The organism is Gordonia jinghuaiqii (assembly GCF_014041935.1).
GTDB classification, from domain to species: Bacteria; Actinomycetota; Actinomycetes; order Mycobacteriales; family Mycobacteriaceae; genus Gordonia; species Gordonia jinghuaiqii.
In genome coordinates, this window is record NZ_CP059491.1 from 3,836,603 (window position 1) to 3,858,738 (window position 22,136).

The window sequence follows — 22,136 nt, forward strand, 5'->3', positions numbered from 1 at the left end:
TTATGCCCTTGCCCTCGGCCGGCGTCCGGCCTCGTCCGTTACCGACTCCCTGACCTGCGCGATCAGGCGGCCTCGTCGTCGCGCTGAGTGCGCAGAGCGGTGACCTCGGCCCGGTCGCGACGGTTCGACCGGCGCCGCGTGCGCAGGCCGGCGATCGCCGAGCGCAGGCCGCGTCGTGCGCCCGTCGCCTCGTCGATCGTGGCCTGCAGGCGGGTACCCTCCGGCAGCCCCTGCTTGAAACGACGCTCCGATGCGGTCTCGGGGGCGTCGTCTGCGCTCGCCTTCAGATACTTGTCCGGCAGCGAGAGCTTGGCGATGGTGCGCCAGGTCTTGGCGTACTGCACCGGGAACGCTCCCGAGGTGTAGGGCAGGTCGTACTTCTCACAGAGAGCGCGCACCCGCACGGCGATCTCGGCGTACCGATTACTCGGGAGATCCGGGAAGATGTGGTGCTCGATCTGGTACGACAGGTTGCCGCTCAGGAAGGCCAGCACCGGACCCGAATCGAAGTTGGCGCTGCCGAGCATCTGGCGCAGGTACCACTCCGGCCGGGTCTCGTTGTCGACGTCCTGCCTGGTGAACTTCTCCGCACCGTCGGGGAAGTGACCGCAGAAGATGACCGCGTTGCTCCACACATTGCGGATGACGTTGGCCAACGCGGTCGCGGTGAACGCCTTGGCGTACGCACGGCCGTAACCGACCTTGTGCCCGGTGGCCGCACTGATCAGCGCCGGGTATGCGACGTAGTCCTTGGCGACCTGCTTGCCGATCTTGGACATCACGTCCGCGCAGTTGCGGCGGAACTCCTCCTGCTCCTGCGGGGTCGTGCGCTTCTTGCCGAGCTCGAGGTGCTGCACGGCGACGCCGTACTGGAAGGCCAGCGCCAGGATGGTGTTGTAGACGAGGTTGCCGTAGTTGAACGGACGCCACCGCTGGTCGCGGGTGACGCGCAGCAGGCCGTAGCCCACGTCGTCGTCCATGCCCAACACGTTGGTGTACTTGTGATGGATGTAGTTGTGGGTGTGCTTCCAGTGGGCCGACGGATCGGTGTTGTCCCACTCCCAGGTGGTGCTGTGCACCTCGGGGTCGTTCATCCAGTCCCACTGCCCGTGCATCACGTTGTGCCCGAGCTCCATGTTCTCGACGATCTTCGCCACGCCGAGCGCGCATGCCCCCGCCCACCACGCCGACCTCTTGGTGGACCCGAACAACAACGCGCGCCCGGTCACCTCGAGTCCGCGCTGGAAACGGATGGTGTTGCGCAGATAGCGCGCGTCCCGTTCGCCGCGGTCGGCCTCGATGTCGGCGCGGATCGCGTCGAGCTCGGCGCCGAGGGCTGCGACATCGGTCTCTGACAGGTGTGCGTACTCGGGGATGTCGGTGATCGCCATACGTGTGTGGTTCCTCCGTCGGTTGCCGGCGGCGCGCGAGAGTTGGTGCGCGTTCCTGCCGGATCTGACTACGCCTACGTTGCCGTAACTTACGCAAGCGTAGGTTACGGTTGCGAGTGTGTCCAGCGGTACGACACCGACGACGGAGGCCAACGGCGTTTCTCGCAGGGGCGGCCGCCGGACTCAGTCGGAGCGGTCGGCCTCGTAGTCGTCGCGGAGCAGCTCGAACCCGATGAGGTCCTCGAACACGCCGTCGGATCGGGCGGCGAGCTTCTGGCTGCTCACCTCGCGGAACCCTGCCGTGCGGGCCAGCTTCTTGCTTCCCTCGTTGCTGTCGGCGGCGAACAGGGTGAGCCGGCGGAACCCCAGCTTGTCGAACGCGTAGCGCACCGACGCGGGGAATGCCTCTGCCAGCACGCCCCTCCCGCGGGTCTCCGGATGGGTGTAGAAGCCCGCCTCGGCCCCGGTGACCTCGTCGATGTGCAGCAGGGTGATGTCGCCGAGGTAGTCATCGGTCTCACGATCGGCGACCGCCCACGTACACGAGAGCCCCTGCGCAGCCGTCCACCACTTGCGGAGACGCTCCTGTGTGGCGTGCTCGAGCTCGAGCGGATCGGGCCGCGCGAAAAGGTACTTGCGCGAGACCGGGTCGTCGAGGGTTTCCCGGATGCGGGGATCATCGGTCTCGGCCAACGGCCGCAACCGAAATCTCTCGGTCTCGAAAACGTCTGTCCGCCAATCGGTTCTGGGCTCCTGAGGGTCACCGGCGCGCAACGAACCCACCCAGGCGTCACGGATGTGCCCGCGGACCTCGATGCCGTCGGGCACCGCGGCGTCGAGCCGGAAACCACACGAGTGCGCCACCCGCAGCGCATCGATGTTTCCCGCGACCGTCGTCCAGCGCACGACCTCCTTGCCGGCCTGCGCGAACGCGTAGTTCACCGCGAGCAGGACGGCGCGTTTCATCACACCCCAGCCGCGGGCGTCGGGGTGGAGGTCGTAGCTCAGCCGTGTGAGAGGACCCTCGCCCTCGATGTCGACGGTCCCGACGAATCGATCGTCGAACTCGACCGCCCACAGCATGCGGGTGCCCTCACGCCAGCTGCGCGGCGCGTAATCGAGGGCGAATCGCTCGGCGGCGGCGCGACTGTACGGCGCCGGTATGGGTGTCCACCGCATCATGGCCGAGTCGGCCGCGAGCTCGACCATTCGATCCAGATCGCGGGGCTCGTGAGGCCGCAGCGTCACCCCTCCGTCGCTGAGGACGGGGACTTCGCCGGCGAGTTGGGCCCCGGCCTCCACAGGAGCCTGCACCGCGCCTCCACGGGGGCCATGTCTGTGACCGGACACGCGTCCCACCCTACCGGCTCGCTCGGCAGGGAGAGACCGGTCACAACGAATGCGCTGCTCAGACGTCGAGCGTGCAATCCCCCGCCGCGACGCTGACGCAGGTCTGGATCCGTTCGCCCTCGACGTGCTCGACGCCGGAGCGCAGATCGCGCACGCAGCCCTTGTCGAGCATCACCACGCAGCTCTGGCAGATGCCCATCCGGCATCCGAACGGCATGATCGTCCCCGCCGACTCCCCGGCCTCGAGCAGCGTGGTGGCCCCGTCGACGACCGCCGACTTGCCCGAGCGACCGAAGGTGACGGTCCCACCCTGCGCACCGACGACACCACGTTCGAGCGCGAAACGCTCGATGTGCAGCCGGTCGGTCAGGTGCGCCTCGGCATACAGACGATGCAGGCCATCGAGGAAGCCCGACGGGCCGCATGCCCAGGCCTGTCGCTCACGCCAGTCGGCGCACAGCGTCGGCAGGGACTCCGGGGTCACCTTCCCCTGACTGCGGGTGTACTGCACGTGCAGGTCGATGATGCCGTCGGCCGCGAGCTCCGCGAGCTCATCGGCGAACAACAGGTCGGCCTCGGTGGGTGTCGAATGCACGAGACGGATGTCGGTGTGCTGCTTGCGATGCCGCAGGGTACGCAGCATCGAGATGATGGGGGTCAGCCCACTGCCGGCGGTAACGAACAGGATCTTCGGGGGTAGCGGTTCGGGCAGGACGAACTCGCCGCGCGGCGCCGCGAGCCGCACCACGGTGCCCGGCGTGAGCCCGTTCACCAGATGGGAGGACAGAAAGCCCTCCGGCATCGCCTTGACGGTGATCGCGATGGTCTTGTCGTCCGCCGACGCCGCCGGGGTCGAGGTCAACGAGTACGACCGCCACGTCCAGCGTCCCTCCACGAGCACGCCGATCCCGACGTACTGGCCGGCCGCGTAGTCGAAGGAGAACCCCCAGCCGGGACGGATGCGGATGGTCGCGGTGTCCTCGGTCTCGCGGTCCACCGACACCACCTTGCCGCGCAGTTCGCGAGCCGACCACAGCGGGTTGGCCAGATGCAGATAGTCATCGGGCAGCAACGGCGTGGTGATGCGGGTGACCGCCGCCCGAACCCACTGTGCGCGTCGGCTGCGAGCCGCGACACCGGAAACCGGTTCCTCGAATCGCTCCAGGAAACCCATGTCACATACCGCCTTCGACGTCAGGGAAGCACTGTGGGATCACCATAACCTACGCAACCGTAGGTTATGGGTTCGTGGTGGTCAGGGTCTCAGCGGTCCGGTACCCGGAGCTGTTCAAGACGTCAGAGCTGTTCGAGACGTCAGAGCTGTTCGAGACGTCAGAGCTGTGCAAGACAGAGCTGTTCGAGAGGTCAGAGCAGCTCGAGCAGGAAGGGCAGTTCTTGCGTCGCATACCAGGCGAGGTCGAAGTCCTCCGCGTCGCCGACGGCCAGCTCGGCGTCGAGATCCCCCATGTCCGCGGCATCGATCACCACCACCGCCGTCCGGACCTTGTCCTCGGCTTCGGCGACGTCGACATGCACCGAGGCGATGGCCGACAGCGGCACCGGACCGGCCACCTTGACGACGGCGTCATCGAGGTCGGGCCGCAGTGTCACGTCGTCGACGTCGGCGGCCACGACCACCCGCCGCGGCGGCAGCCGTGGGGTGTCGCCGGGGTTACCGGCCGCTTCGTCGGCCGCGAGGTCGGCATCCGCGTCGGCGTCACCCGGCTCGGGTGCCTCGCCTGCGAGCAGCCGCAACGACGCCCGGGCCGCTTCGCGGAGCGCCACCTCCGACAGCTCCTCGTCGTCGCCCGAGACGAAGGCCTCACGCAGCGCGGGTGTGAGTGCGAAACCTGTGCCGCCGAGTGGACGGAACTCACCGTCGGCATTGAGCTGCAACAGCATCGCCAATGTGGCCGGCAGGTACACCCTCATGCGTCACTGCTCCTGTCGCCTCGCGGTCCGGTGATCACGTGCCCACCTTATCCACGCCCGAGCCGCCCGCGGGCCGGCGGTCACCCGGAGGAGGAGGACAGCTCCTCGAATGACTCGAAGACGTAGTCCGCCATGGCGGGCAGGTCGTCGATGACCCCGCGGTCGGCGACGAACGCGAAGTGGAGATGGTCGCCGTACTCGACGACGCTGATCGCGAGTGCGCGCTGGGACACCAGGGTGGGAACGGCGAACATCTCGAACACCGGCGCGCCGAGCACGAAGCGGCCGGCGACCGGCGTGGTGCTCATCTCCACCGGCACGTTGTAGCCGCGGCTGTTCAGCGAACGGAAGGCCCGCGAACTGATCTCCGGGAACGGCGCCACCCCCAGCTCGGAGAACAACGGGCTGGGTTCGACGCTCATCCGCCGCGACGACTGCGCATAACGGTTCGCGAGACCCGCGACCTGGGCCAGACGTACGCTCGGATTGCTCTCTCCCACCGGCAGATCCGTGACGAAGCTCGGCTTCCCGACGTTGATCCAGCCGGGGTTGTTCTCGACGATGCGTTCCACCCCCGGATCACGAGTGGACAGGGGGACGACGGCACGCACGGTGTCGGTCGGCCCCCCGGCGGGGTCGAATGACAGCATCCATTTCCGCATCACCCCGGAGATGATGGCGAGCTCGACGTCGTTGACGGTGCAGCCGTGGTGCGCGGCGACCTTCGCGCACCCACGACGCGGGATCTTCGCGGTGGTGAAGGATCGGGTCGTCGTGCCCGGGCTGTTCAGCGGGCTGCGGGGCGCGGAGTCGGTCAGCTGCCGGACGACGTCACCGATGCGCCGCACCGAGCTGCCGACGGCGGAGCGCATCTCCGAGACCAGCCCGTTGCCGTGCATCATCGTCTCCACGAGATCTCCGGGACGTGACAGGGCCTCGGCCAGCGCGCCGACCACGAGACTGGAGTCCCCCGGCGGCGCCCCCGGCATCCACAGGTCCTCGGGGAGCGGCGCGGGCACGTCGATGCCGTCGCAGATGATCTCGCTGATCTCCGGGCTTCTGGAGTCGTCGATGAGGCAGCGATGGGACTTGGTCAGAATCGCCAGGCGCCCGTCGGTCAGCCCCTCGATGAGGTACATCTCCCACAGTGGACGGGTGCGATCCAGTGGGCGCGACATCACCCGGGCGATGAGGTCGTCGAGGTCGAATGTTCCACCCGGACGCGGCAGTCCGGCACGCCGGATGTGGAAGTTGATGTCGAAGTCCGGATCGTCGATCCACACCGGGCGCGCCAGTCCGAGCGAGACCTCGCGGACCACCTGCCGGTAGCGCGGCACCAGTTGCAGCCGGTTCTCCACCAACGAGACCAGTGCCGAATAGTCCAGGGTGGACCTGCCCGGCGCAGGGGCGGAGGCATCGGTCTCCGCGTCGGCGGCGGTCGCATCGACAGCAGCGGGTTCGACGATCAGCAGCGCACCGAGATGGGTCGTCGAGCGTGAGTCGTCGAGAAAGTAGTACATCGCGTCGCGGGGCGACAGACGGGTGACCACGTCGCCGATCCTAGCCGGATGACTCGCTCGGGGCCCGGTTCCTCGCAAGGTCCGGTCAGCGCCGTGCGTTCAGCGCGGTCCGGATTCTGGCTGCCGGCGCGGTCCCCCGGATCAGTTGAACTCGAGCGCGACCAGCTGCCAGCGGTACTCGACCTGGCCGAGCGAGCGCCGGCCCGGCTGCGCACCACCGCGAACACGGCAGGGCTTGCGTTCGATCCGGCCGGCGAAGGCACGAACACGGCCACCGCTGGAGTAGGTACCGAAGACCTCCGCGGCACTGATGTGGCACAGCTGCACGTGGACGCGCTGCAGGACGGTGCCGCCTCCCACGCCGGGGACCGGCGCCGTGGCGGACTCGGCGTCACGCGCGTCGGCCGTCCGGAAGGCGTCGTGGCGGACCAACGCCGCGATCTGGTCGACGACGGCGGGGGCCGCGACGTCGCCGAGATGGGCGGCCGACCGGCGACGGTCGATCACCTCGAAGAGCAGGCGTGACACCGCGATCGTGAAACGCCTGGCCTCCACGGCGGCCGCGGCGGTCTTGCGTGCGGGAGCCGCGACCTGACCGGGACGCAGAGCCCGCGGCCGGGCGGCAGAGCCCGTGCCGCGTCCGTCGGCCACGGCGACCACCGCCGCGCCCGTCGGCTCATAGGGAGGGGCGGGGCGGACCCGCACCCGGTGTGGCTGGTCGTCCCGGTGTGGCCGGTCGTCCCGGTGTGGCTGATCGCCCCTGTGTGCCTGATCGCCCCTGTGTGCCTGATCGTCCCGGTGTGCCTGCGCGGGCAGCGTCGTGTGCATGGAGCTATGACGCAGCGCAACCCCGTTCGGGTTCCACTGCCGCGAGACTTTTTTCTGGGAGAGGTCAGCGACGCTGCTTCTTGGCCTTCGGCGGCTTCGGTCGGGACCCCTTGGTGGTCGCCCGAGCCGCGGCACGACGCTCGCGCCGGCTCGCCGACTCGGCGGCCCCGGACAGTTCTTCTTCCTCGGAGTGCACGACTGTGCCGCCGCCCTCGTCCGGGCCGGAGTACAGGATCGGCGCCTCGTCGTCCTGCGCGCCGGAGGCGCGCAGCGCGGCCGGCGCCTGGGTGCCGGAGTCCGCGACCGGAGCCGGTGCATCGGCACCGACCGCGGCACGCAGGTCCGCGGCGCTCGGCAACGGCTGCTGCTGCGCGGGCTGCTCGGTCTGCACGGCAGCGTTGAACAGGATGCTGAGCGTCTCCTCCTTGAGGCCCTCGAGCATGCCGTGGAACATGTCGAATCCCTCGCGCTGGTATTCCACGACCGGATCCCGCTGGGCCATGGAGCGCAGGTGGATGCCCTCGCGCAGGTAGTCCATCTCGTAGAGGTGGTCGCGCCACTTGCGGTCCAGGACGCTCAGCAGGACGCTGCGCTCGAGCTGGCGCATCGCACCCTTGCCGGCAAGTTCCTCGATGTCCTTTTCCCGCTTGTCGTACGCGGCCTTCGCGTCGGCGACGAGGATCTCACGCAGGTCCTCGGCCGAGATGTCTTCGCGCTCACCGTATTCGGTCTCACCGACCACCTTCTTGGGGTCGAGCTCGATCGGGTACAGCGCCCGCAGGGCGGTCCACAACTCGTCGAGATCCCAGTCCTCGGCGTAGCCCTCGGCGGTCGCACCTTCGACGTATGCGCTGACCACGTCGTCGAGCATCTGCTTGACCTGCTCGTGGTGATCCTCACCTTCGAGGATGGTGCGGCGCTCGGCGTAGATGACCTTGCGCTGCTCGTTCATCACCTCGTCGTACTTGAGGACGTTCTTGCGCATCTCGAAGTTCTGCTGCTCGACCTGTGTCTGCGCGCTCCGGATGGCCTTGGTGACCATCTTGGCCTCGATCGGCACGTCGTCGGGGAGGCGGCTCATGATCGCCTCGAGTGCGCCCCCGTTGAAACGACGCATGAGTTCGTCGGCGACGGACAGGTAGAACCGTGACTCGCCCGGGTCGCCCTGGCGGCCCGAGCGGCCGCGCAACTGGTTGTCGATACGACGCGACTCGTGGCGCTCGGTACCGAGCACGTAGAGCCCGCCGGCCTCGCGGACCGCCTCGGCCTCCTCGGCGGCTTCCCGGCGGGCGACGGCGATGGCCTCGTCCCAGGCCGCCTCGTACTCGTCCGGGGTGCCGACCGGGTCGAGACCGGCCTTGCGCAGACGGGTGTCGGCGATGATGTCGGGGTTGCCGCCCAGGACGACGTCGGTACCTCGACCGGCCATGTTGGTGGCGACGGTGACCGCCCCGAGACGGCCGGCCTCGGCGATGATCTGCGCTTCCTGTTCGTGGAACTTGGCGTTCAGGACGGTGTGCGGGATCTCGCGCTTCTTCAGCTGGCGCGACAGGTACTCCGAGCGCTCGACGCTGGTGGTGCCGATCAGGACGGGCTGTCCGGCCTCGTGACGCTCGGTCACGTCGTCGACGACCGCGGCGAACTTCGCCTCTTCGGTCTTGTAGATCAGGTCGCCCTGGTCCTTGCGGATCATCGGCTTGTTGGTCGGGATCGGCAGCACCCCGAGCTTGTAGATCTGGTCGAACTCGGCGGCCTCGGTCTCGGCGGTGCCGGTCATGCCGGACAGCTTCTCGTAGAGGCGGAAGTAGTTCTGCAGCGTGATCGTGGCGAGGGTCTGGTTCTCCGCCTTGATCTCGACGCCTTCTTTGGCCTCGATCGCCTGGTGCAGGCCCTCGTTGAAGCGACGGCCGTCGAGCACACGGCCGGTGAACTCGTCGACGATCATCACGTTGCCGTTGCGGACGATGTAGTCCTTGTCGCGGTGGAAGAGTTCCTTGACCTTGATGGCGTTGTTCAGGTAGCTGACCAGCGGCGAGTTGGCGGCCTCGTAGAGGTTGTCGATGCCGAGGCGGTCCTCGACGAACTCGACGCCCGCCTCGTGGATGCCGACGGTCTTCTTCTTGATGTCGACCTCGTAGTGCACGTCGCGTTCGAGCAGCGGGGCGATCCGCGCGAACTCGGTGTACCACTTGCTCGACCCCTCGGCGGGACCCGAGATGATCAGCGGGGTGCGGGCCTCGTCGACGAGGATCGAGTCGACCTCGTCGACGATCGCGTAGGCATGCCCGCGCTGGACCAGGTCCTCCAGCGAGTGCGCCATGTTGTCGCGCAGGTAGTCGAAGCCGAACTCGTTGTTGGTGCCGTAGGTGATGTCGGCGGCGTAGGCCTCGCGTCGCGCCGCCGAGCTCATGCCGGTCAGGATGACCGCGGTCTCGAGGCCCAGGAAGCGGTGCACGCGACCCATCCACTCCGAGTCGCGCTTGGCCAGGTAGTCGTTCACGGTGACAACATGGACACCGTCGCCGGCGAGTGCGTTGAGGTAGGCCGGCAGCACACAGGTCAGGGTTTTGCCCTCACCGGTCTTCATCTCGGCGATGTTGCCGAAGTGCAGCGCCGCGCCACCCATGATCTGCACGTGGAAGTGCTTCTGGTCGAGGACGCGCCACGCCGCCTCGCGGGCCACCGCGAACGCCTCGGGCAGGAGCTCGTCGAGCGACGCGCCGTCGGCGAGGCGCGCCTTGAACTCGTCTGTCTTGGCGCGCAATTCGGCGTCGGACAACGCCTCGACCTCGTCGGAGAGCGTCTCGACGTGCGATGCGATCGCATCGAGTCGCTTGACCATGCGGCCTTCGCCGACACGCAACAGCTTGTTCAGCACCGTGGATCGAGTTCCTCACCTGTAGAAAACACACGGAATCCGGCCCGTGCGAAAGCACAGACCGGATTCCATGGTACCGAGGTGAGCTGAGCAGACCCTGATCGGATCGGTACCGTGTCACGACTTGGTGGTCGTGAGGCAGTTCACCGCCTCTCCCGATCAGCCCGCGAGGTCACGTCAGACGGATGAGCCCGTAGTCGAACGCATGCCGTCGGTACACCACGGAGGCCTTGTCGGTCTCCTTGTCGTGGAACAGGAAGAAGTCGTGTCCCACGAGCTCCATCTCGTAGAGCGCGTCGTCCACGGTCATCGGTACCGCGGTGTGTTCCTTGACGCGGACGATCTGACCGGGCGCGTACTCGTCGACCCCGTCGTCCCATTCCCCGCGGGCCGTGGCCTCGAGCATGCCCGGGTCGCCGACGTGCCCGTCCACCGTCAACTGGTTGTCGCGCAGCAGGGGCGCACCGACCTCGGTGGCCTGGGCGACCGACAACGGCCGGCGGTTGCCGTGGTGCACGCGCCGACGGTCCTTGACCCGGCGCAACCGGGACTCGGCCTTGTCCAGTGCGTGTTCGAGAGCGGCGTAGAAGTTCTCGCCGGAGGCCTGCGCGCGCACTATCGGGCCCTTGCCCGTCGCGGTGATCTCGACCTGCTGACAGACCTTGGACTGCCTTCGGTTGCGTTCGTGGTTCAGCTCGACGTCGAATCGGTAGATCGTCGGGTCGAAGCGCTCGAGGCGAGCGAGCTTGTCGCCGACGTAAGTGCGGTAGTGGTCGGGTATTTCGACGTTGCGGCCGGCGAACACGACCTTCGCGGTGGGTTCGGCGGGTTCGTCGGAGTCCACCGTTCCCGGTGGGCGGACGAAGGCGAACTCCGGATCGTAGGTATCGGTCTCTTCGGATCGGCTATCGGGCTCGAGGCCCTCCTCCACTGTCGGCCTGGGGTCGGCGACCTTGGGTTCGCGCTGGCCTTTGCGATGGATGACTGTGGACATTCAACTACCTCCTGAATTGTCCCGGCTACGGATGGATCATCGTGATCTGTTGTCGCACTGATGATTTGATCGACACCGAGGATGTGTCCATGCCAGCTGACAGCTGACACTCAACGACAGGGGCATCACCTCCCGACAAAAGCGGTCACGGCCGGCGTGGAGAACGTGTCACGACTCCGCCCGGCAACCTGCTGTACCCCCGACCGTAGCCGCAAGTTCGGGTATCGGCCACGTTTACCGGGCCGGTGTCTGCATGTCGGGACAAACCGAGCACAAGGTCCCGACCGGGGTGGGCCGTGTGGTCCGGCCGGATGACATCCGCGGGGCGTCGGCGTCAGGTTGTCCACATCCTCGGACGCAGCCGCGCCGCATCTGTCCGTCCGCGCCCTAACCTCATCGCATGACCTGGCGACGGCAGGTGTTCGACGCGGGAGCCGACCTGGTGTTCCCGCTGCTCTGCGGCGGATGCGGACGACCGGGCACCCGGTGGTGCCCGCGGTGCGAGGCCGCGCTGTCCGACACCCCCATCGCGGCCCACCCCAGGATGTCGCCGGGGGTCGCGGTCTGGGCGCTCGGACACTACCGAGGTCCCCATCGGCAGGCGATCATCGCGATCAAGGAACACGATCGGCGTGATCTGATCCCGCCTCTGGGTCGCGCACTCGCGCGCGGCATCCGCGTACTGGCCGGTTGGGGTGAACTACCCGACGCCGAGCGCCTGCTCCTGGTGCCCGCACCGACTCGTCCGATGACCGCCCGACGCCGCGGCGGTGACCCCGTGACCGCACTCGCCCGTTCCGCGGCGCCGGCCCTCGGGAGCCGGGTGCAGGTGGCCTCTCTGCTCGTGACGTCGTCGACCGCACGCGACTCCGCCGGACTCGACGCCCGGTCGCGGGCGCGCAACCTGCGTGGCGCCGTACGACTCCGCGCCGGCGTTCCGCCCCCGACCGGTGCGGCCGCGCTGCTCATCGACGACGTGATGACCACTGGCGCCACGGTCGCGGAGTCGGTCCGGATCCTCGGTGACGCCGGAATCGGCGTCGCGGCCGCGGTGGTGCTCGCCGCTGCCTGAGATCCCTACGGCAGGACGGGGATGGCGCCCGGGATCATCGCGGGCTCGACCTCGGTCCAGTACTGGTCGGGCTGTCCGTTGCTGCTGCCGAGGCGGAGTACGCCGCGCTGATCGCCGATGTAGATGGTCGAGGCGTTGGCGACCACCGCCCGCACGGGCGGTGAGACGTTGCCGCTGAGCAGACCGACGGCGGGCATCCCGTTGATCGTCAGCTGGACGACCGGCGATTCGGGTGCTTCGCGCGCGATCATCAGCGTCGTCGGCGACGCCCAGTCCAGCGACACCGCACGGTTGCCGATGTTGTAGGCCGCGATCCGCGGACTCGTCAACGACACCTGACCTTCGGCGTTCGTGGACAGCACCGCGAACACGATCTGCCCGCCGACGACGAGCGCAGCCCGGACCCCGTCGGGCGCGACCTGCATCTCCGTGATGGCCCCCCGCGCCACCGTCGGGATCGACGACGCCTCGACGGGCACGGTCTGAGTGCCGTCGTCGTCGCGCTGCCATTGCGTCGGCTTGCCGTCGACGACCACCCACACGGTGTTCTCGTCGGCGCCGAACGACGGGCGGGTGATGGAGACACCGCTGACGATGGGGCCGACGTCGCCGCCGTAGTCGCCGATGACGGCCTCCACCCCGCGGCCGGGGGCGGCCACCGTGCGAACGGCGGCGACCCGCGACCCGTTGTCGGAGATCGTCGCCGAACGCAGGGTGCGCGACGACCCGAGCGGACCCCGGACCGGAACCGTCGCGGTGTCGGTGACCGCGCGCAGGGCACCCTCGGCCACGATGTTGAGTCCGACGTCGGTGGGCCGCACCGCGGTCGGATCGAAGGCACGGACGTCGGCGGCCTGCCATCCCGACGCACGTTCGGCGGCCAGCGGCGCGCCGTCCGCGTCGATCACGTACGGTCCGGCGATGTCGGCCCCGTCGAGCGTCCAGATGATCTGCGCCGCGAGCACGGTGCGGTCGCGGATGGGCGCGTTGCCGATGCCGTCGAGGTCGACGCGGACGCCGCCACCGGCCAGCCCGACGACGGGTCCGCGCAGAGTGGCGCCGTTCGGGAAGCCGCTGTCGACGGCTGCGGCGAGATCCGCGGCGGGTCCCGCGATGAGCCGGTTCACCAGCACCGTCGGGTCGGTCGCCTGTCCGGCGTACAGCCAGCGCGGGTCCGGTACGAGACGCCGACCGGTGCGGTCGGTGAAGTACAGCGACACCGGCCGGTAGGTGTTGTCGAACTGGTCGCGGTCGATCATCGTCCCGTTGGGCAGCGGGCCGTCGATGTGCCATTGATCGCCCGACCGGGTGAGGCTGATGCTGGTCTCGACGCGTCCCGACGCCGGGAGCAGCTGACCGTCGGACTTGAGTGTGCCGACGTTGTCGCCGATGAGACGCATGCGCACCGAGTCCTCGTTGCGCTGGTCGACGAAGGTGTTGATCTCGTCCAGGATCAGCGCATCGCCGCGGTCGTCCCACTGCTCGGAGGCCACCGGGGTCAGGAAGGCGCGGGCCGCGCGATGTCCCGAATCGGGGTCGACGGTGGACTTGAGGAACGCCCGCACGAGCGCCTCCGGATCCATGTCGGACTGCGGTACCGGGACCGCGTTGGTGGCCCCCTCCCGTTCGAAGGACTTGATCGGCTGCGGAGAGGAGTTGTCGGGGATCGACCCGCACGCGGTGACCACGAGCAGCGCCGCGAGCGACAGCACGACCGCCAGGACGCCGCTGCGCCTCCCGCGCCGGCGGTCGGCATGATCACGGATGTCCGGGCGGGGACGTCCCGACCCGGTCCCGACGCTCATTCGGCGCCCACCCCGGTGCCGCCGGCAACCCGGCCGGCAGCCTTGGCGCCGGACGTGCGCGGCATCGAGCCCACGGACTTCAGCGGGAGCGGCGAGCCGAGGACCTTGTGTCCGCGCACCAGCGGGAGGGTCAACCGGAAGCAGGCACCCTTGCCCGGCTCGCCCCAGGCCTCGAGCCGGCCCTGATGCAGCCGGGCGTCCTCGATGCTGATGGCGAGTCCGAGCCCGGTGCCGCCGGATCGTCGAAAACGCGACGGGTCCGAACGCCAGAACCGGTTGAACACCAACTTCTCCTCCCCCGGGCGCAGCCCGATGCCCTGATCTCGCACGGTGATCGCCACCGCGTCGCCATCCGAGCGCATGGTGAGGGTCACCGGTTTGCGTTCCCCGTGATCGATCGCGTTCGCCAGCAGGTTGCGCAGGATGCGTTCGACGCGGCGCGGGTCGATCTCGGCGAGTACCGGCTCGGCCGGGAGATCGAGGATCAATTCGGTTCCGGTCTCCTCGGCCAGGTGTCCCACGGTGGCGAGCGCACCGTCGATCGGGATCGCCATGTCCATCCGTTCGGCGGCGAGCTCGGCCATACCGGCGTCGTGCCGCGAGATCTCGAGAAGCTCGTTGAGCAGCGTCTCGAACCGGTCGAGTTCCTTGTCCAGCAACTCCACCGAGCGCTTGCGGACGGGGTCGAGGTCCTCACGTCCGTCATAGAGGACGTCGGAGGCCATCCGCACCGTGGTGAGCGGCGTGCGCAGCTCATGGCTGACGTCGGAGGTGAACTGGCGCTGCAAGCCGCCGAACTCCTCGAGATGGGTGATCTGTTTGGACAGGCTCTCGGCCATGTCGTTGAACGACATGGCGAGCCGGGCCATGTCGTCCTCGCCGCGGACGGGCATTCGTTCCTTCAGCCTGCCGTCGGCGAACCGGACGGCGATCCGCGAGGCCGACCGCACCGGGATGACGACCTGACGCGACACCAGCCAGGCGATGGCCGCGAGGAGGCCGAGCAGCACGACGCTGCCGGTGAGCAGGGTTCCGCGGACGAGGTCGAGGGTGTTCTGCTCCGCGGTCAGCGGGAAGACGAGGTACAGCTCGAGTCCGGGGACCGACGCGTTCGTCGGCGAACCCACGATGAGGGCGGGCGCCCGCCCGCCCGAGCCGTCGGGGACCTGCGTGTACTGGTAGGCGACCTGACCGCCGCGAACCATGTCCCGAAGGTTCGTCGGTATCTCGGCGGTGGGTCCGACGCCACTGGCCACGCTGTCTCCCGAGGCGCCGGGAACGAGAAGAACGGTGTCGAAGGCACCGACCGTGCCCGAGGACTGACCGGTGTCGGCATCGCGGTCGGTCAGCAGCGATCGGGTCTGGCGGAGCCGGTTCTGCACCGACATGTTGCCGCCGCCGCTCGACAGGTCCCGTTCGACAGAGATGCGTGCGCGGTCGATCTCCTCGGTCGCCGCGGCAAGCTTCACGTCGAGCAGCCGATCGGTGATCTGGGAGACGAGGACGAAACCGAGAATGAGGAGCACGACGACCGACAGCACCAACGTGGACACCACCACCCGTAACTGCAGCGAGCGCCGCCAGATGTGCCCGAAGGCACGTCCGACAGCGCCGGCAGTGCGGGTGAAGCGTCCGAAGGTGCTGTTGACCCGTCGTCGAGATCGACCGATCACGGCGGGCCGGCCTTGTAGCCGACCCCCCTCACCGTCAGAACGACCTCTGGATTCTCCGGGTCGGTTTCGACCTTCGCGCGTAACCGCTGGACATGCACGTTGACGAGTCTAGTGTCCGCCGGATGGCGGTAACCCCACACCTGCTCGAGCAGGACATCGCGGGTGAACACCTGACGCGGCTTGCGGGCGAGTGCCACCAGCAGATCGAACTCCAGCGGGGTGAGCGAGATCGGCACGCCGTCACGGGTGACCTTGTGCGCAGGCACGTCGATCTCCACCGGGCCGATGGAGAGCAGCTCGGCCGGCTCTTCGTCGGTCCGGCGCAGCCGCGCACGCACCCGGGCCACCAGTTCCTTGGGCTTGAACGGCTTCACCATGTAGTCGTCGGCGCCGGATTCGAGTCCGAGCACGACATCCACGGTGTCGGACTTCGCGGTCAGCATCACGATCGGCACACCGGAATCGGCACGCAGGACACGGCACACGTCGATGCCGTTCATGCCGGGGAGCATGAGATCGAGGAGGACGAGGTCGGGGCGGATCTCCCGGACGGCGGTCAACGCCTGTGTACCGTCGCCGACCACGAAGGGTTCGAAGCCCTCGCCACGCAACACGATCGTCAGCATCTCGGCGAGAGCGGCGTCGTCGTCGACGACAAGGATGCGGGGCTTCATGCTCCCAATGGTGACATCATCGTGATTCAACCGTGGTGATCGACGCGCCGAGACGGACATTCCGACCCGATCTGTCCCACCACATAGACTCCCGGCGTGGGTCAATTGATTGCCGTGGAAGGGCTCGACGGCGCGGGTAAGAACACGTTGGTCACCGGTCTGGTCGACAGGTGGACGACAGCCGGGCTACGGGTCGCCAAGTTCACCTTCCCGCGTTACGGGCAGTCGGTCACCGCCGACATCGCCGCGGAGGCCCTCCACGGGTCGCACGGCGATCTCCGGGACAGCGTCTACGCGATGGCACTGCTCTTCGCACTCGATCGCGCCGGCGCCGCCGATGACATCACCGCCGCCACCGCGGCCAACGACATCGTGATCCTCGACCGCTACGTCGCATCCAACGCGGCCTACAACGCCGCTCGGCTCGACCAGGGCTCGACCGGTGAGGTGGTGCGCTGGGTCGGCGAGCTCGAGTTCGGCCGATTCGGCATGCCGGTCCCCGATCGTCACGTGCTGCTGGGGGTGCCGGCCGAGGTCGCCATGCGCAGGGCCGCCGCCCGCGCGGACGGCGATCCGACGCGTGCACGCGACGCCTACGAACGCGACAGCGCCCTGCAGCTCCGCGTCGACGCGGTGTACCGGGAACTCGCCGAGACCTCGTGGATGTCGGTGTGGAACCGATTCGACGGCGAGGACGTCCAATCTCTGTCCGACCTCCTCGCCGCCGGCTGATGGGAATTCACCCTGGTGGCAGACCGGCCGCGTGTGTCACCCACGAGGTACGGGTGTCGTTCGAATGACGACGCCGGTGCCGCACCCACCTCACTTGGATAGCCTTGGAACAACGATTGCGGAGGGGGTCTCATGACCTATCAGCCGCCACCCCCCGGTGGCACACCGCCGCCGTACGGACCGGGGCAGCCCGATCGGTCCGGCCGCCCCGGCCACGGCCCCCAGGGCCCCGGCGGCCCCCGCCCGCAGGGTCCCGCCCCACGGTTCGGACCGCAGCAACCCGGTCGCTACCCGCCCGGCGGGGGTGTCCCGCCGTATGGCCGTCCACCGCAGCAACCCGGGCAGTTCGGGGCCCCGGCCGGTCCCCATGGACCCGGCCGGTACGGCGGTTCGCCCTACGGCCCGGGACAGCCGCAGTTCGGCGGGCCGCCCGGTCCCCCGTTCGGTCCGCCGCCCAGACGTAACACCGGGGTGATCGTGGCATGGGTGACGGGGGGCGTGGCCGTCGTGGCGGTCCTCGCCCTCGTGCTGATTCTCGTCGTGGGCCGGTCGGGCTCGGGCGAGTCCGCGGTGGCAACCGAGTCGACGTCGACTGCCACGGAACCGGGTGGCGCCGGGGCGAATACCCCGTCGCCGGGCACCGGTGCCGGTCCGGAGACGACCGACAACGCGGCGCTGTCGGAGATTCGCGCCGCGTTGCTGGCCTACATCAACGCCCGAAACGCCCGCGACGTCGGGCTCATGCGGGCGGCGGTCTGCACCCAGTCCCGCGAGCGGATCGACGGCGCCCCACCCGCCGATGGCGGCGACATCGTGCTCGACGGCTTCCTCGAGACCGTGTTCGACGGCAACGTCGCGCAGTCCGAGGTGGTCAGCCACCTCGAAAAGGGAAGCCGGAGAACAGATTCGGAGAAATCCAACGAGCGCTTCCTCAAGGAGCAGGGCGCCTGGATCTACTGTCCCGACGCCGAACCCGACATCGGCACGTGAGCCCGTAGGACGAGAAGAGCCCCGCTTCGCAGCGGGGCTCTTCTTCTGTCAGGCGTCTTCTGTCAGGCGTCTTCTGTCAGGCGTCTTCTGTCGGGTCAGTACCGGTAGTGGTCCGGCTTGTACGGGCCCTCGACGTCGACGTTGATGTACTCGGCCTGCTCCTTGGTGAGCTTGGTGAGCTTGCCGCCGAGCGCTTCGACGTGGATGCGCGCCACCTTCTCGTCGAGGTGCTTGGGCAGTCGGTAGACCTCGTTGTCGTACTCGTCGTTCTTGGTCCACAGCTCGATCTGCGCGATCACCTGGTTGGAGAAGCTGTTGCTCATCACGAACGACGGGTGACCGGTGGCGTTACCGAGGTTGAGCAGGCGACCCTCGCTGAGCACGATGATCGACTTGCCGTTCTCGAAGATCCACTGGTCGACCTGCGGCTTGACGACGATGCGCTTGGCCCCCGAGCGCTCGAGCCCGGCCATGTCGATCTCGTTGTCGAAGTGGCCGATGTTGCCCAGGATCGCCTGGTGCTTCATCGCGCGCATGTGCTCGAGGGTGATGATGCCGAGGTTGCCGGTCGAGGTGATGACGATGTCGGCGTTGCCGATCGCGTCTTCGACGGTGACGACGTCGAAGCCGTCCATCAGTGCCTGCAGCGCGTTGATCGGGTCGATCTCGGTGACCTGGACGCGTGCGCCCTGGCCGGCGAGCGATTCCGCACAGCCCTTGCCGACGTCGCCGTAACCGCAGATCAGCACCTTCTTGCCGCCGATGAGGACGTCGGTGCCGCGGTTGATGCCGTCGATCAGCGAGTGGCGGGTGCCGTACTTGTTGTCGAACTTCGACTTGGTGACCGAGTCGTTGACGTTGATCGCGGGGAAGGCGAGTTCGCCCGCCGCGGCGAACTGGTAGAGCCGCAGCACACCGGTGGTGGTTTCCTCGGTGACGCCCTGGACCGACTCGGCGATCGCGGTCCACTTGCCCTTGTCCGATTCGAAGCGCGAGCGCAGCAGCTCGAGGAAGACCTTGTACTCGGCGGGGTGATCGTCTTCGGTGGGCGGCACGACGCCGGCCTTCTCGAACTCGGCGCCTCGCAGGACCAGCATGGTCGCGTCACCGCCGTCGTCGAGGATCATGTTGGCCGGTTCCCCGGGCCAGGTCAGCATCTGCTCGGCGGCCCACCAGTACTCCTCGAGGGTCTCGCCCTTCCAGGCGAAGACCGGGACACCCTTGGGCTCCTCGGGGGTGCCGTGCGGCCCCACCACGATCGCGGCGGCGGCGTGATCCTGTGTGGAGAAGATGTTGCACGACGCCCAGCGGACCTCCGCCCCCAGCGCGACGAGGGTCTCGATCAGCACCGCCGTCTGGACCGTCATGTGCAGAGACCCGGAGATGCGGGCACCCTTGAGCGGCAACACGTCCGCATTCTCGCGGCGCAGTTCCATGAGTCCGGGCATCTCGTGCTCGGCGAGCTCGATCTCCTTGCGACCGAAGTCCGCAAGGGACAGGTCCGCCACCTTGTAGTCGATACCGTTGCGGCTGTCGGCCTTCAGCTCGTCCTGAGCAGTCGTCATCTGATCCCCTTGTCGTTCGCCGTCGGGCGCCTCTTGATGCAGCGCGTATACCTTCGATCCAGGCTATCCGACGACGCCGGGGAGACCAGTGCTCAGGTGTCGCGCAACGGACCGCCGTCACCACCGGCGGTGTCGACCGCCACCCCGTCCGTCCCGACCTGCTCACCGCGCTCGCGCCGGGCGAAGACCGAGTTGCGGTAGCCGTAGCAGAAATACACGACGATGCCGAGCACCATCCACACCACGAACCGGATCCAGGTCTCCACCGAGAGATTGAGCATCAGCCAGAGGCAGGCGAGTATCGACAGGATCGGGACGAGCGGAACGAGGGGAACCCGGAAGCCGCGTTCGAGGTCCGGTCGGGTGCGGCGCAGGATGAGCACCCCGACGCTCACCAGCACGAATGCGAAGAGGGTCCCGATGTTGACCATCTCCTCCAGAGTGCCCATCGGGAAGAATCCGGCCAGCACACCCGAGATGATGCCCACCAGGATGGTGAACCGCACCGGCGTGCCGCGCTTGCCGGTGTGCGCGAGTCCGCGGGGCAGCAGTCCGTCGCGTGCCATGGCGAACCCGACGCGCGTCTGACCGAGCAGCAGAACCATCACGACGGTTGTCAGGCCGGCGAGGGCGCCCAGGTCGATGACCCATCCCGCCCACGTGACCCCGTGCACCTCGAATGCGGTGGTGAGGGTGGCGCTGGACACCTCTCCGGTGACCGGGTCGGTCTTGTCCGCGAGCTCCGGGTAGGGCACCATCCCGGACACCACCAGGCTCACCGCGACGTAGAGGACGGTCACGATGGCCAGTGAACCCAGGATGCCTCGCGGCATCGCCTTCTGCGGGTTCTTGGTCTCCTCCGCTGTGGTGGCCACGACGTCGAATCCGATGAAGGCGAAGAACACCAGCGATGCCGCGGCCAGCAGGCCGTACCAGCCGAAGGTGCTGCCCTCGGCGCCGGTGATCGCCGAGAAGAGCGTCTGGTGCAGACCGTTGGCGTCCTCGTCGGGACCGGCAGCGGGCGGCACATAGGGATCGAAGTTCTTGGCCGAGATGTAGAAGGCACCGACCACGATCACCAGCAGCACGACCATCACCTTGATGGCGGTGATGACGAGCGACACCCGTGAGGACAACTTGGTGCCGAGCGCGAGCAGAACCGTCAGCACGGCTATCAGCAGCACCGCGCCCCAGTCGAAGCTGACGGAGTCGGTGATCTGTATCGACGCCGCGGAACCGATGACGTTGCCGAGGTAGAGCGACCATCCCTTGGCGACCACCGAGGCCGCGAGCGCGAACTCCAGGATGAGATCCCACCCGATGATCCACGCGATGAACTCGCCGAAGGTCGCGAAGGTGAACGTGTAGGCGCTGCCGGCGACGGGCACTGTCGAGGCGAACTCGGCGTAACACAGGGCGGCGAGTGCGCACGCGATCGCGGCGAGCACGAATGCCAGCGACACCGACGGGCCCGCGAGGTTGCCTGCGGTGCGCGCGGTGAGGGTGAAGATTCCGGCACCGACCACGACCGCCACACCGAACACGGTGAGATCCCACGAGGTGAGGTCCTTGCGGAGTTTGGTGTCCGGATCGTCGGTGTCGCTGATCGATTGTTCGACCGACTTGACGCGTTTGAACGGACTACTCATCGGGTCCTCCCTCAGTCCGGCTGGAACCGGGTCGCTGCCCGGCCGGGGCCGGGGCGACGAGCTGGTGCGAAACGAACACTTACGCTAGTCGAACCGCCTCCCGGGGGAGGTGAAATGTCGCGACCCCGTGTCGGCGCCGACTGGTACCGACAGTATCGGTCGGGCCCGGGCGTCGATGACCCGGCACACGACCCCGGTGGCACCGGTCGCGCCGGCCGACGCCGGCCGACGCCGGCGCGCAACGGGCGGCAAATGCGATTGGGACGCACCGGAACTTGTGCTCCGGTACGTCCCAACGTGGTGCAGCCGAGTTCGGCGGCGGGTCAGACGATGGACCTGAACCCCGAGCCGATCGCGGAGTCGGTGTCCTGCATGATGCGGCTGGCATTGCTGACCCCGTGTTCCAGCTGATTCAGCGAATCGCGCGACTGCATGAAGATGCGGTCGAACGCGGCCTGGGCCTCGAGGTAGGCGCCCTTTGCCTGCTGGGAGTTCCAGTTTCCGTCCAGCGCGGCGACCTGGGCCTTCAGTTGGCCGTTCAGGTCCTCGAGGTGGGTGAACGCTGCCCGCAGGCCGCCGCTCAGGTCGCCGAGGGCGGCGAAGTCGTAATTGATCGAACCTGTCATGGTGTGTCCTTTCAGAGATGGAGGAGGGATCAGACGGAGATGTTGAGGCCGCCGGCCGCCGCTGCGTCCTGATCCTCGTAGCCGGCGAAGCCGCTGCTGAGCTGGGTCTTGATCTGCTCGAGCAACTGGTTCATCGTGAGTGCGGTCTTGTTCCAGTCGGTGTGTGTGCCGTCGAAGGCGACGCCGGCAGAGCCCTTCCATGTGGGCGATGCATTGCCCGCATGCTGCGCGATCTGCTTGATCACGTCCTTCATCTCCTCGACGAGTGTGCCGACCTTGGCCGCGGTCGCCTGCCCGTCGGCAACGTTCACCGCGACTCCGGCACCGCCGGATGCTCCCGCTCCAGGCATGTTCAGCATGAGTTCTCCTCCTGTGTAACGGCACCGATTGGCGATGCCCCCTTTGGTATCCGTGACACAGATACCCCTGACAGTTGCCTCCCGCGGCGGTCTGTTCC

The 22,136-nt window shown here is 68.0% G+C and carries 18 protein-coding genes; 3 read left to right on the forward strand and 15 right to left on the reverse strand.

Going from position 1 to position 22,136, the window contains the following annotated elements; translation table 11 throughout:
* Positions 1–62: 62 nt before the first annotated feature.
* The 8 genes from H1R19_RS17205 to hpf all read right to left on the reverse strand — a co-directional run bounded on the left by H1R19_RS17205 (position 63) and on the right by hpf (position 10,893).
* Positions 63–1,391: a fatty acid desaturase family protein gene (locus H1R19_RS17205; RefSeq protein WP_188328626.1), complete on the reverse strand. Its 1,329-nt coding sequence runs from the start codon at positions 1,389–1,391 to the stop codon at positions 63–65.
* 183 nt (positions 1,392–1,574) lie between these two features.
* On the reverse strand, positions 1,575–2,705 hold the full coding sequence (locus H1R19_RS17210; RefSeq protein ID WP_244970740.1) for a GNAT family N-acetyltransferase: 1,131 nt from the start codon (positions 2,703–2,705) through the stop codon (positions 1,575–1,577).
* A gap of 94 nt (positions 2,706–2,799) precedes the next feature.
* Positions 2,800–3,915, reverse strand: coding sequence for a ferredoxin reductase (locus tag H1R19_RS17215; protein ID WP_188328627.1), 1,116 nt, complete (start codon positions 3,913–3,915; stop codon positions 2,800–2,802).
* Between the two features lie 191 nt (positions 3,916–4,106).
* Positions 4,107–4,673, reverse strand: a complete 567-nt coding sequence (locus H1R19_RS17220) for a DUF6912 family protein (protein WP_188328628.1) — start codon at positions 4,671–4,673, stop codon at positions 4,107–4,109.
* 80 nt (positions 4,674–4,753) lie between these two features.
* Positions 4,754–6,223, reverse strand: coding sequence for a wax ester/triacylglycerol synthase domain-containing protein (locus H1R19_RS17225; protein ID WP_219849659.1), 1,470 nt, complete (start codon positions 6,221–6,223; stop codon positions 4,754–4,756).
* Positions 6,224–6,334: 111 nt separating this feature from the next.
* Complete coding sequence (locus H1R19_RS17230) at positions 6,335–6,898, reverse strand: Rv3235 family protein (RefSeq protein WP_244970741.1); 564 nt, start codon at positions 6,896–6,898, stop codon at positions 6,335–6,337.
* Positions 6,899–7,085: 187 nt separating this feature from the next.
* Positions 7,086–9,899 carry a preprotein translocase subunit SecA gene (secA, locus tag H1R19_RS17235; RefSeq protein ID WP_219849661.1) on the reverse strand — a complete coding sequence of 938 codons (2,814 nt, stop codon included), beginning with the start codon at positions 9,897–9,899 and terminating at the stop codon, positions 7,086–7,088.
* 172 nt (positions 9,900–10,071) lie between these two features.
* The gene (hpf, locus tag H1R19_RS17240; RefSeq protein WP_188328631.1) at positions 10,072–10,893 is read right to left on the reverse strand and encodes a ribosome hibernation-promoting factor, HPF/YfiA family; all 822 of its coding nucleotides are present in this window, start codon (positions 10,891–10,893) and stop codon (positions 10,072–10,074) included.
* Between the two features lie 400 nt (positions 10,894–11,293).
* Here hpf and H1R19_RS17245 point away from each other — a divergent pair, with 400 nt between their 5' ends.
* On the forward strand, positions 11,294–11,965 hold the full coding sequence (locus tag H1R19_RS17245; RefSeq protein ID WP_219849662.1) for a ComF family protein: 672 nt from the start codon (positions 11,294–11,296) through the stop codon (positions 11,963–11,965).
* A gap of 5 nt (positions 11,966–11,970) precedes the next feature.
* Here the strand turns inward: H1R19_RS17245 and lpqB are convergent, their stop codons facing one another.
* The 3 genes from lpqB to mtrA are packed head-to-tail and all read right to left on the reverse strand — an operon-like array spanning position 11,971 to position 16,117.
* A complete protein-coding gene (gene lpqB, locus H1R19_RS17250; protein WP_223204896.1) occupies positions 11,971–13,770 on the reverse strand; it encodes an MtrAB system accessory lipoprotein LpqB in 1,800 nt (599 codons plus the stop codon).
* Positions 13,767–15,443, reverse strand: a complete 1,677-nt coding sequence (gene mtrB / locus H1R19_RS17255; protein WP_219849663.1) for an MtrAB system histidine kinase MtrB — start codon at positions 15,441–15,443, stop codon at positions 13,767–13,769. Before mtrB ends, lpqB begins: the two co-directional genes overlap by 4 nt.
* Entirely contained in the window at positions 15,440–16,117 is a 678-nt protein-coding gene (gene mtrA / locus H1R19_RS17260) for an MtrAB system response regulator MtrA (RefSeq protein WP_004023513.1), read from the reverse strand. The genes mtrB and mtrA overlap by 4 nt, the downstream gene beginning before the upstream one ends.
* Before the next feature lie 96 nt (positions 16,118–16,213).
* On the opposite strand from mtrA, the gene H1R19_RS17265 reads away from it, so the two are divergent.
* Entirely contained in the window at positions 16,214–16,849 is a 636-nt protein-coding gene (locus tag H1R19_RS17265; RefSeq protein WP_219849664.1) for a dTMP kinase, read from the forward strand.
* Positions 16,850–16,981: 132 nt separating this feature from the next.
* A complete protein-coding gene (locus H1R19_RS17270; protein ID WP_188328635.1) occupies positions 16,982–17,839 on the forward strand; it encodes a hypothetical protein in 858 nt (285 codons plus the stop codon).
* A gap of 95 nt (positions 17,840–17,934) precedes the next feature.
* Here H1R19_RS17270 and ahcY read toward each other — a convergent pair whose 3' ends face one another.
* The 4 genes from ahcY to H1R19_RS17290 form a co-directional block, all read right to left on the reverse strand.
* Positions 17,935–19,404, reverse strand: a complete 1,470-nt coding sequence (gene ahcY / locus H1R19_RS17275; RefSeq protein WP_188328636.1) for an adenosylhomocysteinase — start codon at positions 19,402–19,404, stop codon at positions 17,935–17,937.
* Between the two features lie 92 nt (positions 19,405–19,496).
* Positions 19,497–21,053, reverse strand: coding sequence for an amino acid permease (locus H1R19_RS17280; protein WP_188328637.1), 1,557 nt, complete (start codon positions 21,051–21,053; stop codon positions 19,497–19,499).
* A gap of 323 nt (positions 21,054–21,376) precedes the next feature.
* Positions 21,377–21,679 carry a WXG100 family type VII secretion target gene (locus H1R19_RS17285; protein ID WP_188328638.1) on the reverse strand — a complete coding sequence of 101 codons (303 nt, stop codon included), beginning with the start codon at positions 21,677–21,679 and terminating at the stop codon, positions 21,377–21,379.
* A 29-nt stretch (positions 21,680–21,708) separates the two neighbouring features.
* Complete coding sequence (locus H1R19_RS17290) at positions 21,709–22,038, reverse strand: WXG100 family type VII secretion target (RefSeq protein ID WP_188328639.1); 330 nt, start codon at positions 22,036–22,038, stop codon at positions 21,709–21,711.
* Positions 22,039–22,136 lie beyond the last annotated feature (98 nt).